The sequence below is a fragment of the Bacillus sp. z26 genome, assembly GCF_058313635.1.
Genome location: NZ_JBZFQM010000003.1, coordinates 89372 through 104183, shown reverse-complemented (window position 1 = coordinate 104183; position 14812 = coordinate 89372). Strand labels below are relative to the sequence as shown.

Sequence of the window (14812 nt, the reverse complement as noted above, 5' to 3'; positions counted from 1 at the left end):
TAAAAACTTGGGTCATCTCCAAATTAGGAGGAAGTAAAGTGGCTAATCAAACAGAAGAAGTATTAAAAGGCGGAGCATTTTTAATTGAAGATATTGAAGCTGAAAATATGTTTACTCCTGAGGATTACACAGATGAACACAAAATGATTGCAAAAACGACTGAAGATTATTTGGTAAATGAAGTATTACCCCAGGTAGAATATTTAGAAAATCATGAGTTTGATCGTTCAGTGAAATTATTGAAACAAGCCGGAGAACTTGGCTTATTGGGTGCGGATGTTCCTGAAGAATACGGTGGTTTAGGTTTGGATAAAGTAAGCTCTGCGCTTATTTCAGAAAGATTATCACGTGCAGGAGGATTTTCCATTTCTCATGGAGCGCATGTCGGGATCGGTTCACTGCCAATCGTTTTATTTGGTAATGAAGAGCAAAAACAAAAGTACCTTCCATTATTGGCTACAGGTGAAAAATTAGCTGCCTATGCTTTAACAGAGCCAAGTTCAGGTTCTGATGCACTTGGTGCAAAAACAACTGCAAAATTGAATGAAGCGGGAACTCACTATATTTTAAATGGTGAAAAACAATGGATTACAAATGCAGGCTTTGCTGATGTATTTGTTGTATACGCGAAAATTGATGGAGATAAATTCTCTGCCTTTATTGTAGAAAGAGAATATCCAGGTGTTTCTACTGGACCAGAAGAAAAGAAAATGGGAATTAAAAGTTCTTCAACCAGAACCTTAATCCTTGAAGATGCAGAAGTACCTGTTGAAAACCTTTTGGGTGAAGCGGGAAGAGGGCATGTGATTGCCTTTAATATTCTTAACATTGGCCGTTATAAATTGGGAGTTGGCGCAGTTGGAGCATCCAAGCGTGGATTTGAATTGGCAGCTACGTATGCCAATCAGCGCCAGCAATTTAAAACACCAATCTCTTCATTTAATTTAACAAAAGAAAAGCTGGCTACAATGGCTTCCAAAATATATGCAGCTGAAAGCTCTGTCTACAGGACAGTTGGTTTATTTGAAGAAAGAATGAGCCGACTTAGTGATGAAGAAATAAAAGATGGGAAAGAAGTCGCAAAGTCCATTGCAGAATATGCAATTGAATGTTCCTTAAATAAATTCTTTGCTTCTGAAGTTTTGGATTATGTTGTCGATGAAGCCGTTCAACTTCATGGCGGCTATGGCTTCATGGCAGAGTATGAAATTGAAAGAATGTATCGTGATTCCCGAATCAACCGTATTTTTGAAGGGACAAACGAAATTAACCGTCTGCTTGTCCCGGGAACATTCCTGAAAAAAGCGTTGAAAGGTGAATTGCCACTCTTGCAAAAAGCGCAGGAACTATCTGAAGGTTTAATGATGCTTATGCCTGAAGAGCCAGGTACGGAGCCTCTTGATCAAGAAAAACATCTCGTTAAAAATGCAAAAAATATCGGTATTATGATTGCAGGATTAGCAGCGCAAAAATTTGGTGCTGAATTGGAAAAAGAACAAGAAATTCTTGTAAATATTGCAGATATCGCTTCCTTTGTCTATGCAATGGAATCGGTTGTTCTTCGTACAGAGAAAGCAATTAAAAGAGATGGCTTAGAAAAGAACAAACAAAAACTTCTATATACTCAAATCTTCTGCCAGGAAGCATTTGGAGAAATCGAAAAGCATGCTAAAGAAACATTGGTAGCAACAGAAACAGGTGATACATTGCGTATGATGACATCTGCTTTACGTAAATTTACACGCTTCACACCATTTAATGTCATTGCAACAAAACGTGAAGCGGCAGTAAAATTGGTTGAGGTTGAACGTTACACTGTTTAACCTATAAGTTAATTAAATAGAAAAGCCAGGGAGAAAACCAGGCTTAAGATTATAAAGAAGGGATTCAGAAGGGCTCTATAGAGTCCATATTCTGAATCCCTCCTTTATTTTTGGACTTTCATAATTTTAATTAGCCATGTTTTCAAGTTCATGTCAGTAAGAGAAAGCATCGCTTTTTTAAGTCCTCTTAAAGTCGTCTATGTAAAACGAGTGAGTAAAATCGCTGGTCGCTCGTCCTTTACTGAGTAGTCATGAATAATTATCTTGGGGTCTAATGGTTACTTATATTAGGTTTTGCCGTATCTGAGGATTCTCATATATAACAAAGTGTCCTATTTCTGTAGAATGGGAGAGACTCCTGCGAGAAGACCAAGCGTACCCTAGACCCTGCAGCGCAGAGTGCGAGGAGGGTTGATGCTTGCCCGGGGATAGCGAGCCCATTCTGCAGAAAATAGTGTTAACCGAAATGAACACTTATTTAAGCATATGTAAATCAGTTTAAGCAGGCTAAAAAAATATGGTATGCTTCAATTGAGGTGAAAAGATGATTACATTTTATTGGTATCCCAAATGTGGGACATGCAGAAAAGCAAAGAAATGGTTTGATGAAAAGGAAGTCTCCTACCAAGAAATCGATATAGCACAAAATCCACCATCCAAAGAAGAGTTGGAAACAATTTATAAAAAAAGCGGATTATCTCTTCAAAAGTTTTTTAATACAAGTGGAATGAAATACAGAGAGCTTGGATTAAAGGATAAAGTAAAGGCAATGTCAGAAGAGGAAATGCTAACCTTGCTTGCATCTGACGGGATGTTAATTAAGCGTCCAATCGCCTATAATGGAGAGAGAGTAACAGTCGGTTTTAAGGAAGAAAATTTCCAAAATTCATGGGCATGAAATTATTGTAAAATGAGCAGTTTGATGTCATGATGAGGAAGAACCATATATATATTTGGGGGGATTAGGATCATGAGCATTCCAGCGGAATTACGTTATACAGCGGAGCATGAATGGGTAAAACAAGAGGACGGCAGGATTCGAATTGGAATAACAGATTTTGCTCAAAAAGAATTGGGAGATATCGTTTTTGTCGAGCTTCCTGAAGTAGGGGATGAGTTAACGCGCAACGAGCCTTTCGGCAGTGTGGAATCAGTTAAAACGGTATCTGAATTATATGCTCCAATCAGTGGTACAGTTGTTGAAGTAAATGAAGAATTAATGGATAATCCTGAATACGTAAATGAATCTCCATATGAAAAAGCATGGATGTTAGTGATTGAACCATCCGAAAGAAGCGAATACGATGAGCTAATGGATGCTGGCCAATACGAAACAGCAACTAGCGAAGATTAAAGGGAGAGAAGCTTGCTTCTTTCCTTTTTAAGTTTACTATTAATCAATTGATACTTTTCAGGAGGTTAGGGTAAGATACTTGTAACGAAAATGGAGAGTATCTTTGTGTTTTTAACATAGTCTCCGGACAAAAGGTGATTAATCATGCTGGATACTCAAAATGAAAAGGTAATAATTGTAGAAGGGTCTACCGACCGCAAAAAGATACAGCCTATTCTTAATGAATCTGTAGAAATTATATGTACGAATGGAACAATCAGTTTATCAAAATTAGATGAATTGGTTGAAATGCTTGAACATAAGGACGTATACATTCTGGCAGATGCTGATGAATCCGGAGAAAAATTAAGAAAACAGTTGCGTCAAGAAATGCCAAATGCTTCTCATTTATATATTGATCGAACATATCGGGAAGTGGCAAATGCGCCAAGATATCATTTGGCAACGATTCTTTTGGGAGCCAATATTGATGTAAAGGCTGAATTCTTAAAACAAATGAAGGATGTTATTAAAAATGAACGATCTAACCACGAACAATAAAGCAATCTATACGTATACCCCTCTTTGCGGTACCTGTCAATTAGCAGGCAGAATGCTTGATATTGCAAAAGAAGTTCTCCCAAGTGCACCATTGGAAAAAATTAATCTCAACTTTGCAAAAGAACTTGCAGAAGAATATCAAATTGAAAGTGTACCATGCCTCATATTAATTAAAGACAACCAGGTAATAGAGAAAATATATGCCTTTCATTCCGTTCCGTATCTCGTAGATCGATTGAAACTAATGATAGATTAGTAGGGATTATTTCTCAGGAAATATGTCGATGACTATTTGCTAGTGAATGTCTATATAATTGACATTCACTTTTGCATACTTTTTATATGTCAGATTGCGTGAAGATATTTGTAAGATGCTCTTATTATAGCCCGGGTTCTCGGTTGTTTGGCATAGTTTCCATGTAGCCAGATAAAATGATTTATTAATGATTGAAGAATAGTAGAAGCTAAAATCATGAATGATTTATCTTTTTGTTTAAATATTCAGAATAATCTGTTGACTGTTGTTTTTTCCTATGCTATAGTTTTAACAACTTAATACTAGCTTGATTCTTATCAAGAGAGGTGGAGGGACTGGCCCGTTGAAGCCCGGCAACCGGTATTTTTATAATACACGGTGCCAATTCCTGCGGATACAAACAAATCCGGGAGATAAGGAGAGATGGAAAATGCCTGCCTCTTCTTATATTTAGGAAGAGTTTTTTTCATTTACTTAATTCTCTACTTAAAACGAAATGGAGAGATGTGGAATGGCTAATGAGCAAAAGAAGTATCGGTTTGAAACAGTAGGTATACACGGAGGCTTACAGCAAGATCCATTAACAGGAGCGAGAAGTGTACCGATTTATCAGTCGAATGCGTATGTATTTAAAGATACAGATCACGCTGCGAACTTATTTGGATTAGCTGAACCCGGATATATCTATACAAGGATCCATAACCCCACATCAAGTGTATTTGAGGAACGCATAGCTGAACTCGAAGGTGGAATTGGAGCACTGGCAGTTTCAAGTGGTGCTGCAGCTATCACACTCTCTATCTTAAATATTGCGGGTGCGGGTGATGAAATCATATCAGCCTCTACTCTATATGGCGGAACCTATAATTTATTCGCCAATACTCTTCCTAAGTATGGGATTCATGTGAAATTTGTAGATCCAGACGATCCGGAAAATTTCAGAGAAGCCATTACTTCAAAGACGAAAGCGATTTTTGGAGAGACCATCGGAAATCCAAGTCTGCAAGTGCTGGATATTGAGAGGGTAGCGGAAATTGCTCATGAAGCTGGAATTCCTTTAATCATTGATAATACTTTTGCGACTCCTTATTTAAGCCGACCTATTGAATTTGGAGCAGATATTGTCGTCCATTCTGCTACGAAATGGCTGCTTGGAAATGGAACCACACTGGGAGGGGTCATAATAGATGGAGGTAAGTTTGACTGGAATTCACCTAAATTCCCTGGTTTTACTGAACCGGACCCAAGTTATCATGACTTGATTTATAGTGAGGCAATTGGAGCAGGGGCGTTTATCGTGAAGGCAAGAGTACAGTTATTGAGAGATTTGGGTCCGTCCCTTAGTCCATTTAACGCCTTTCAATTTATTCTGGGACTGGAAACCCTGCATGTAAGAATGAAGGAGCATGTCGCAAATACGAGAATAATAGTCGATTATTTAAAACAACATCCAGCAGTATCATGGGTCTTATATCCTGGAGATCCAGATCACGGTGACTATGAAAAAACGAAGAAATATTTACCGAAAGGGGCGGGGGCAGTTGTTGTTTTTGGTATAAAGGGAGGACGTGAGGCAGGTAAAAAGCTGATTGATTCCATTGAGTTATGGTCCCATGTGGCAAATGTGGGTGATGCAAAAAGCTTAATTATTCATCCGGCAAGCACGACTCATCAGCAACTGAATGAGGAGGGATTAAAAGCCTCCGGTGTGCAGGAGGATTTAATCAGACTTTCCGTCGGCATTGAAAATACAGAAGATTTAATTGAAGAATTGGAACTGGCGATAGAAAAGGCAACAGGCATATCTTCGATTAAAGAAGTTTTGAAATAACATTTTTGACCATTCGAAGAAGACTTTGGTGTTGACAGTTCTTTCTAAAACATGATAGGATAGCAGACAGTTAGATTTAAATTGAATAGTGTGTTATGTACTCTTATCAAGAGAGGTGGAGGGATGTGCCCTTTGAAGCCCGGCAACCGGCAATCGATTAGATTGAAAAGGTGCCAATTCACACAGGATGTTATAAATCCTGGGAGATGAGAGAAAGGAACATGTTTATATACTAATCATGCCTTTCTGCCTCCGCAGAAAGGCATTTTTATTTTAACTGAAAACTATCTTAAAATTAGATGTTGATAGAAAGAGCGGTGAACTTTTCATGATTACATTACGTGATGTATCGAAGACCTTCTCTGGAACTTTTAAACGTTCATCAGCTGTCAAAGCAGTAGATCAAGTCTCTTTATCAATTGAAAAGGGAGAGATCTTTGGAATCATCGGGTACAGCGGAGCAGGAAAAAGTACCTTGATTAGAATGCTGAACGGTTTAGAGAAACCATCCGAAGGCAGTGTAGTAGTAGCAGGTAAAAACATGGCTGCTATTAAAGGCGCTGAACTAAGAAAAGCCAGAATGGAAATAAGTATGATATTTCAGCACTTTAATCTTCTCTGGTCAAGGACAGTCAGTGAAAATATAGAGTTTCCTTTAGAAATTGCTGGTATACCAAGCAAGGAACGCAAAAAGAGAGTAAAGGAGCTTGTTAATCTGGTTGGATTGGATGGACGTGAAAATGCCTACCCATCCCAGTTAAGCGGCGGTCAAAAACAGCGGGTTGGAATTGCACGGGCCTTAGCAAATAATCCGAAAGTACTTCTTTGTGACGAAGCTACATCAGCGCTTGATCCGCAGACAACAGATGATATTTTAGAATTACTTGTTGATATAAACAAAAGGCTGGGCTTAACAATCGTATTAATTACGCATGAAATGCATGTTATACGTAAAATCTGCCATCGCGTAGCCGTGATGGAGATGGGGAAAGTAGTGGAGAGTGGTCAAGTGCTTGATGTATTTAAAAAACCAACTGCCCCGATTACAAAGCGATTTGTACAGCAAGTTACTGAGCCGGAAGAAACGAAAGATACGATCGAACATTTACTTACGGAATATCCGACGGGAAAAGTTGTTCAATTATCTTTTATTGGCGAATCTGCTGAAACGCCTGTTTTATCAGAAGTCATTCGCTCTTATAAAATTCATGTCAATATATTGCAAGGTAAAATTTCACAGACTCAGCATGGATCTTACGGAACATTGTTTATTCATGTTGACGGGGATGCAACTGAAGTTTCAAAGGCCATTGATTATCTCCACAAACAGGAAATTGGTGTGGAGGTGATGTCCGGATGATAGAAACATTATTTCCAAATGTAGTATGGGAACGTATCTATGAAAAAACCTGGGAAACCATATATATGACTGGTATCTCATTAGTTGCAACTTTTTTCTTGGGAATTATACTGGGTCTCCTTTTATTTTTGACCTCAAAGGGAAATATGTGGGAAAACAAAATGGTATACGGAATCGTAGGAGCTTTCGTTAATATATTCCGTTCGATTCCTTTCATCATCTTGATTATCCTGCTTATCCCTTTCACAAAGGCCTTGGTTGGAAGTATTATCGGTGTTAAGGCCGCTTTACCTGCTTTAATTATTGGTGCGGCCCCGTTCTATGCTCGAATGGTTGAAATTGGGTTGCGCGAGATTGATAAAGGTGTGATTGAAGCCGCAAGATCTATGGGTGCTACTTCATTTACGATTATAAGAAAGGTTTTAATACCTGAATCATTGCCTGCGTTAGTATCAGGTATAACGGTTACTGCCATTGCATTGGTTGGATATACGGCGATGGCTGGTATGATTGGTGCGGGCGGACTGGGAAGCCTCGCCTATACGGAAGGGTTTAGCCGCGGTCAAACAGATGTCACGTTTGTCGCCACTGTTTTAGTATTGATTATAGTATTTATTATCCAATTTATTGGAGATTTAATAACAAGAAAATTAGACAAACGATAGGGAGGAACCAAAGTGAAAAAGTTATCATTCATACTTGTTTTAGGATTAACTCTTCTATTGACAGCTTGCGGAGGGTCGGGCGATGAATCCAAGTCAGGTGACAAAGATTTAAAAACAATTAAAATTGGTGCTTCAAATGTACCGCATGCGGAAATTCTGGAAGAAGCAGCGCCTTTACTTAAAGAAAAAGGCATTAAACTAGAAGTTGAAGTGTTTACAGATTATGTGATGCCAAATAAAGCTTTAGAAGACGGATCAATTGATGCGAATTACTTTCAACATATTCCGTATTTCGAAGGCCAAGTTAAAGATAATGGATATGATTTTGCCAATGCAGGAAGTGTCCATATCGAACCGATTGGTGTGTATTCCAAAAAGTACAAAAGCCTGGATGATCTTCCAAAAGGCGCAACGATTATTATGAGCAATTCAATAGCTGACCATGGCCGTATGTTATCCATGCTTGAAACTGAAGGTTTAATAAAGCTGGAAGAAGGCATTGATAAAACAGCTGCAACGGTAGATGATATTGCAGATAATCCTAAGAATTTAAAATTTAAAACAGATATTGAAGCGCCTATGTTAACACAGGTTTATAATAATGACGAAGGTGATGCAGTTCTAATTAATTCCAACTATGCAATCGAAGCAGATCTTGTGCCCGCAGAAGACGCTATTGCATTGGAAAGTTCTGAAAATAATCCCTACGTAAACATTGTTGCTGTCAGATCTGATGACAAGGATAAAAAAGAAATTAAAACATTAGTTGAAGTCCTTCATTCAAAAGAAATTCAGGACTTCATTACTGAGGAATACAAAGGGTCTGTTATCCCTGCAACTAAATAATATCTAAACGAAAAGGTGCAGTCGAAATTAGCGGCTGTACCTTTTTTCTTCTATTATATTATGGTTTCCCAGACATCGCTTTTGATCGCTTTTAACCATAAATGTAAGTCTCTTTGGTATCATTTTTTTGAATGAGTAAGAATTTCTTTAAATAAATAAGCAATATCGCTTTTAAGATGCGCTCAGAGTGGTATATAGACTTTGAGGGTTTTTATACAGAGTGATACACTTATTTCATAATAAATGGAAAGGAATGATTTATTATCTTTGTTAATCAGTTACAACTTAGAGTAACAGATGAAATGGATAAAGCGATGAGACAGGCACACGGGGTTGGATATCAAGTATACAGCCAGAATTTGAATGTGCGCATGAAAGTAGAAGAAAAGCGTGAACGCAGCTATATGAAGAGCAATCAAATCTTAAATGATGTGAATAGAAGAGTCTATGGATAATGGATAAATGAATATTTTCTTAAAACAGGCAGAGGAAAAACGAGTTGTTTTCCTTTGCCTGTTTTTATATTTTTAAGATTATTCTTAAAAAAATACGATTGTCGTTATTTTTCAGAGCTAGTGGAAGGCAGAAAATGATGGTTCTTTTCTTTCACAAAAATTAACTTTATAATGTCAATAAAGGTTAGTAGTATGGTAGCATATTGTGTCCATTATATGTAATTTCTTATTTCAAAAAGTTGAATCTAGATTTGATTTGTTATAAGATTGTAATGAGAATAAATTGAGAATAGAAATAATCTAAAACTTAGATGACTATATATTGGAGGTATAAGAATGGCTGGTTCAGTTCTTACAATTAAAGATTTACACGTAGCAATAGAAGGTAAAGAGATTCTTAAAGGTGTAAACCTTGAAGTTAAAGGTGGAGAAATTCACGCAATTATGGGACCAAATGGTACAGGGAAATCTACATTGTCTTCTGCTATTATGGGTCATCCAAAATATGAAGTAACAAGTGGCTCTATTACAATGGATGGGGAAGATGTACTAGAGATGGAAGTAGACGAACGTGCTCGTGCCGGTCTGTTTTTAGCTATGCAATACCCAAGTGAAATTACTGGAGTTACAAATGCGGACTTCATGCGTTCTGCTATAAATAGTAAACGTGAAGAGGGAGAAGAAATTTCTTTGATGAAATTCATTAAAGAAATGGATAAAAAGATGGATTTATTAGAAATGGACCAAGACATGGCACAACGTTACTTAAATGAAGGATTTTCTGGCGGTGAAAAGAAACGTAATGAAATCCTGCAATTATTAATGTTGGAACCAGCTATTGCGATTCTTGATGAAATCGACTCCGGTCTAGATATCGATGCTCTAAAAGTTGTTTCCAAAGGAATCAATCAAATGAGAAACGAAAATTTTGGCTGCCTAATGATTACTCACTATCAACGCTTATTGAACTATATTACTCCAGATTATGTTCACGTTATGATGCAAGGTAAAATCGTGAAATCCGGCGGTGCGGAACTAGCGCAACGTTTGGAAGCAGAAGGATATGACTGGATTAAAAAAGAATTAGGTATTGAAGACGAAACAATAGAAATTGAAGCATAAGCTATAGGAGGATCGTTATGACAATCGAAACTACATTACTCGAAAAAGACGTTATATCTTCTTTTTCAAAAGGACATAGTGAGCCTGCCTGGCTTGAAAGCTTCCGTTTAGACGCTCTTTCTGCCTCAGTTGAGCTGCCTATGCCTAAACCTGATAAAACGAAGATTGATAAATGGAATTTAGAGGATATGAAAGTGAACTCCGTTACAAGTGAGACATTTACTTCTATTGATGAACTCACTGAAGACGTGAAGAAACTGATCAATCCTAATGAGAATAGAAGTTTATATATACAGCGAAACCATACAGCTGCATATTTAACACTTTCGCAGGAGCTGCGTGATAAAGGGGTTATTTTTACAGACATCAGAACTGCTGCTAAAGATCATCCTGAACTATTGCAAAAATACTTCATGACGAAAAGTGTCCCTGTAAATACGAATAAGCTGACAGCTTTGCATGCAGCCCTTTTTAATGGGGGAGCTTTCCTTTATATTCCACGCAATGTGGTAGTGGAAGAACCAATCCAGGCTGTATTCATGATTGATCATGCGGATACTGAGTTATATAATCACGTACTAGTTGTTGCAGAAGAGAGCAGCTCCGTCACATACGTTGAAAACTATATTTCACTGGTTGATGGGAAAGAAACCATTGGAAATATCATTTCTGAGGTAGTAGTCGGAGACAATGCAACCGTTAAATATGGTGCAGTTGACACATTATCCAAAGACATGAAAACCTATGTAAACCGTAATGCATCTGTAGGAAATGATGGAAGAATAGAATGGGCATTGGGCTTAATGAACGATGGCAATACGATTTCAGAAAATATTACGAACCTACATGGTAACGGTGCTTATGGTGATACTAAAACAGTAGTTGTTGGTACGGGTAAACAAATCCAAAACTTTACAACGAAAGTGATTCATTTTGGTAAAAATTCAAATGGATATATCCTGAAGCATGGTGTTATGAAAGATGAAGCATCTTCTATTTTCAATGGAATCGGTAAAATTGAACATGGTGCAACTAAATCTGACGCCGTACAGGAATCCAGAGTATTAATGCTTAGTCCAAAAGCACGTGGGGATGCGAATCCTATTCTGTTGATTGATGAAGATGATGTAACAGCAGGCCACGCAGCTTCTGTTGGCCGTGTGGATCCTACTCAACTTTATTATCTAATGAGCAGAGGGATTAGTAAGTCAAATGCAGAACGTTTAATTATCCATGGGTTCCTTGCCCCAGTAGTCAATCAGTTACCTGTAGAGGCTGTTAAAAAGCAGTTAACAGAGGTAATTGAAAGGAAAGTTAAATAATGATTCCAACTACTATTAAAGAACTTTTCCCAATTTTAAATGAGAAAGTCAATGGTCATTCATTGGTATATCTGGACAGTGCAGCAACATCACAGAAGCCAGTATCCGTCATTCAGACTATTGATGAGTATTATAAACGGTATAACTCAAATGTACACCGTGGTGTTCATACGCTTGGAACAATAGCTACGGATGCTTATGAGGGAGCTCGTGAAAAGGTAAGAAAGTTCATTAATGCCAAATCCATCGAAGAAGTTGTCTTTACAAGAGGAACAACGACTTCTATTAATACGATTGCAGCCAGCTACGGAAAATCAAATCTTCAAGCTGGAGATGAAATTGTGATCAGTATGATGGAACATCACAGTAATATCATTCCGTGGCAGCAAGTAGCTAAGGCTACTGGCGCCACGCTAAAATATATCCCACTTGAGGAAGACGGTACCATTTCGATTGAAACAGTTAGAGAAGTAATCACTTCAAAAACTAAGATTGTGTCGGTCATGCATGTATCGAATGTACTCGGTGTGATCAATCCAGTTAAAGAAATCGGCAAAATTGCACATGAACATGGTGCCGTTATGGTGGTCGATGGTGCGCAAAGCACTCCCCACCTGAAAGTGGATGTTCAGGATCTTGATTGTGATTTCTTCGCCTTTTCCGCCCACAAAATGTGTGGACCAACAGGCATTGGTGTCATGTATGGGAAAAAGGAATATCTGGAGAAAATGGAACCAATTGAATTTGGCGGAGAGATGATTGATTTTGTAGGGTTGCAGGATTCTACATGGAAAGAGCTTCCATGGAAATTTGAAGCTGGCACACCTATAATTGCAGGCGCCATTGGACTGGGAGCCGCAATCGATTTCCTAAATGAAATTGGCCTTGACCATATTGAAGCGCATGAGCATAAGCTTGCTGCTTACGCACTTGATAAATTATCAGGTATTGATGGGTTGCAAATCTATGGTCCTAAAGATCCTAAATCAAGAGCTGGGGTAGTTACATTTAATCTTGAGGATGTTCATCCGCATGATGTAGCTACCGTACTGGATGCTGATGGGATTGCCATCAGAGCAGGGCACCATTGTGCACAGCCTCTTATGAAATGGTTAAATGCTTCGTCAACGGCGAGAGCTAGTTTCTATCTATATAATACGGAACAAGATATCGACCGTATGGCCGAAGGACTCGTTAAAACAAAGGAGTATTTCAGTAATGGCTTCTAATAATCTAGATACCCTTTACAGGCAAGTAATTATGGATCACTATAAAAATCCACGGAACAAAGGAAGTCTGGAAGACGGCAGCCTTGTGATTGATATGAATAATCCTACTTGTGGAGATCGAATCCACCTTACTCTAAAAGTAGAAGATGGAATTGTACACGATGCAAAGTTTGATGGAGAAGGTTGTTCTATCTCAATGTCATCTGCTTCTATGATGACACAAATCATTAAAGGAAAAAGCATCGAGGATGCAATGAAACTTGCTGGAATTTTTTCAAATATGATGTTAGGCAAGGAATATGACGAAGGTGATTTGGACCTTGGTGATATAGAGGCCCTACAGGGTGTATGTAAGTTTCCAGCACGGATTAAATGCGCAACGCTTGCCTGGAAAGCTATGGAAAAAGGGCTTAACGAAAAATAAAAATGACAAGGTATGGGCTGTGTATAGGGAGCAGCTCATACCAGAAAGAATGGAGGAAGCGATCGATGGCTAAAAAAATGCCTGATATCGGTGATTATAAATACGGCTTTCATGATAAGGACGTTTCCATCTTTCGTTCTAAACGCGGTTTAACTAGTGAGATTGTTGAAGAAATCTCTCGCATGAAGAACGAGCCACAATGGATGCTGGACTTCCGCCTGAAGTCTCTTGAACTTTTTTATAAAATGCCAATGCCACAATGGGGAGGCAATCTTGCAGGATTAAACTTTGATGAAATTACGTACTATGTAAAACCATCCGAGAAATCCGAAAAATCATGGGATGAAGTACCTGAAGAAATCAAACGTACGTTTGATAAGCTGGGTATTCCTGAAGCGGAGCAAAAATATCTTGCTGGTGTTTCCGCTCAGTACGAATCCGAAGTTGTGTATCATAACATGAAAGAGGATTTGGAAGATATGGGAATCATCTTCAAAGATACAGATTCCGCTTTACGTGAAAATGAAGACATTTTCCGTGAACATTTTGCAAAAGTAATTCCACCAGCTGATAATAAATTTGCTGCATTAAACTCTGCAGTATGGTCCGGTGGATCATTTATCTATGTACCACCAGGTATTAAAATGGATACTCCATTGCAAGCATATTTCCGTATTAACTCGGAGAACATGGGTCAATTTGAGCGTACTTTAATCATCGTTGATAAAGATGCTTCCGTGCATTATGTAGAAGGCTGTACGGCTCCTGTGTACACAACGAATTCACTTCACAGTGCAGTTGTTGAGATCATTGTTAAGGAAAATGCTTACTGCCGTTATACAACGATCCAAAACTGGGCAAACAATGTGTATAACCTTGTAACAAAGCGTACAGTGGTAGATGCAAATGGTACAATGGAATGGGTTGATGGAAATATCGGTTCCAAGCTTACTATGAAATATCCAGCTTGTATTTTACGCGGAGAAGGCGCTCGTGGAATGACTCTTTCCATCGCCATTGCCGGTAAAGGTCAACATCAGGATGCCGGTGCTAAAATGATACACTTGGCTCCAAATACTTCTTCCACTATTGTTTCTAAATCAATTTCTAAGCATGGTGGTAAAGTAACATACCGCGGTATTGTACACTTTGGTAAAAAAGCGGATGGAGCTCGCTCCAATATTGAGTGCGATACGCTTATTATGGATAATGAATCAACATCCGATACAATTCCATATAATGAAATACACAATGATAATATTTCTCTTGAGCATGAAGCGAAAGTTTCTAAAGTATCTGAAGAGCAGCTCTTCTATCTAATGAGCCGAGGTATTTCACAACAAGAAGCAACAGAAATGATTGTTATGGGATTCATTGAGCCATTCACGAAAGAACTGCCAATGGAATACGCCGTTGAAATGAACAGATTAATTAAATTTGAGATGGAAGGTTCTATCGGATAATCCTGATATAACAAATTCCATATTCATGAAAGAATCCGAATCTAATTTCGGATTCTTTTTTTGATTCAAAGTTAAAAGATGCAATAAAAGTCGAGTTAAATACCTATAGCTCGTTTATGTTA

General features: G+C 38.2%; 15 protein-coding genes and 2 riboswitches. All 15 genes read left to right on the top strand.

The window, feature by feature from the left end:
• Positions 1-38: 38 nt before the first annotated feature.
• Positions 39-1823, top strand: coding sequence for an acyl-CoA dehydrogenase FadE (locus tag AC4G3K_RS10910; RefSeq protein WP_491077612.1), 1785 nt, complete (start codon positions 39-41; stop codon positions 1821-1823).
• Between the two features lie 544 nt (positions 1824-2367).
• A complete protein-coding gene (locus tag AC4G3K_RS10905) occupies positions 2368-2721 on the top strand; it encodes an arsenate reductase family protein (protein ID WP_491077613.1) in 354 nt (117 codons plus the stop codon).
• A 72-nt stretch (positions 2722-2793) separates the two neighbouring features.
• Positions 2794-3177, top strand: a complete 384-nt coding sequence (gene gcvH / locus AC4G3K_RS10900) for a glycine cleavage system protein GcvH (protein WP_491077614.1) — start codon at positions 2794-2796, stop codon at positions 3175-3177.
• 144 nt (positions 3178-3321) lie between these two features.
• Positions 3322-3717, top strand: coding sequence for a toprim domain-containing protein (locus tag AC4G3K_RS10895; protein WP_491077615.1), 396 nt, complete (start codon positions 3322-3324; stop codon positions 3715-3717).
• Positions 3692-3973, top strand: coding sequence for a thioredoxin family protein (locus AC4G3K_RS10890; RefSeq protein ID WP_491077616.1), 282 nt, complete (start codon positions 3692-3694; stop codon positions 3971-3973). Before AC4G3K_RS10895 ends, AC4G3K_RS10890 begins: the two co-directional genes overlap by 26 nt.
• Positions 3974-4284: 311 nt before the next feature.
• Positions 4285-4393, top strand: a riboswitch (SAM riboswitch).
• Positions 4394-4484: 91 nt separating this feature from the next.
• Complete coding sequence (locus tag AC4G3K_RS10885; RefSeq protein ID WP_491077617.1) at positions 4485-5804, top strand: O-acetylhomoserine aminocarboxypropyltransferase/cysteine synthase family protein; 1320 nt, start codon at positions 4485-4487, stop codon at positions 5802-5804.
• A 100-nt stretch (positions 5805-5904) separates the two neighbouring features.
• Positions 5905-6017, top strand: a riboswitch (SAM riboswitch).
• Between the two features lie 115 nt (positions 6018-6132).
• Positions 6133-7164: a methionine ABC transporter ATP-binding protein gene (locus AC4G3K_RS10880; protein ID WP_491077618.1), complete on the top strand. Its 1032-nt coding sequence runs from the start codon at positions 6133-6135 to the stop codon at positions 7162-7164.
• Positions 7161-7829, top strand: coding sequence for a methionine ABC transporter permease (locus AC4G3K_RS10875; RefSeq protein WP_491077619.1), 669 nt, complete (start codon positions 7161-7163; stop codon positions 7827-7829). The genes AC4G3K_RS10880 and AC4G3K_RS10875 overlap by 4 nt, the downstream gene beginning before the upstream one ends.
• Positions 7830-7841: 12 nt before the next feature.
• Entirely contained in the window at positions 7842-8675 is an 834-nt protein-coding gene (locus AC4G3K_RS10870; protein WP_491133302.1) for a MetQ/NlpA family ABC transporter substrate-binding protein, read from the top strand.
• Positions 8676-8977: 302 nt separating this feature from the next.
• Complete coding sequence (locus AC4G3K_RS10865) at positions 8978-9130, top strand: YuzK family famiily protein (protein ID WP_491133301.1); 153 nt, start codon at positions 8978-8980, stop codon at positions 9128-9130.
• 336 nt (positions 9131-9466) lie between these two features.
• A complete protein-coding gene (gene sufC, locus AC4G3K_RS10860) occupies positions 9467-10252 on the top strand; it encodes a Fe-S cluster assembly ATPase SufC (RefSeq protein WP_491077622.1) in 786 nt (261 codons plus the stop codon).
• Positions 10253-10269: 17 nt separating this feature from the next.
• Positions 10270-11574 carry a Fe-S cluster assembly protein SufD gene (gene sufD / locus AC4G3K_RS10855; RefSeq protein WP_491077623.1) on the top strand — a complete coding sequence of 435 codons (1305 nt, stop codon included), beginning with the start codon at positions 10270-10272 and terminating at the stop codon, positions 11572-11574.
• Positions 11574-12803: a cysteine desulfurase gene (locus tag AC4G3K_RS10850; protein WP_491133300.1), complete on the top strand. Its 1230-nt coding sequence runs from the start codon at positions 11574-11576 to the stop codon at positions 12801-12803. Before sufD ends, AC4G3K_RS10850 begins: the two co-directional genes overlap by 1 nt.
• Complete coding sequence (sufU, locus tag AC4G3K_RS10845; RefSeq protein WP_491077625.1) at positions 12793-13227, top strand: Fe-S cluster assembly sulfur transfer protein SufU; 435 nt, start codon at positions 12793-12795, stop codon at positions 13225-13227. Before AC4G3K_RS10850 ends, sufU begins: the two co-directional genes overlap by 11 nt.
• A 65-nt stretch (positions 13228-13292) precedes the next feature.
• A complete protein-coding gene (sufB, locus tag AC4G3K_RS10840; RefSeq protein WP_491077626.1) occupies positions 13293-14690 on the top strand; it encodes a Fe-S cluster assembly protein SufB in 1398 nt (465 codons plus the stop codon).
• The last annotated feature ends 122 nt before the right edge of the window (positions 14691-14812 follow it).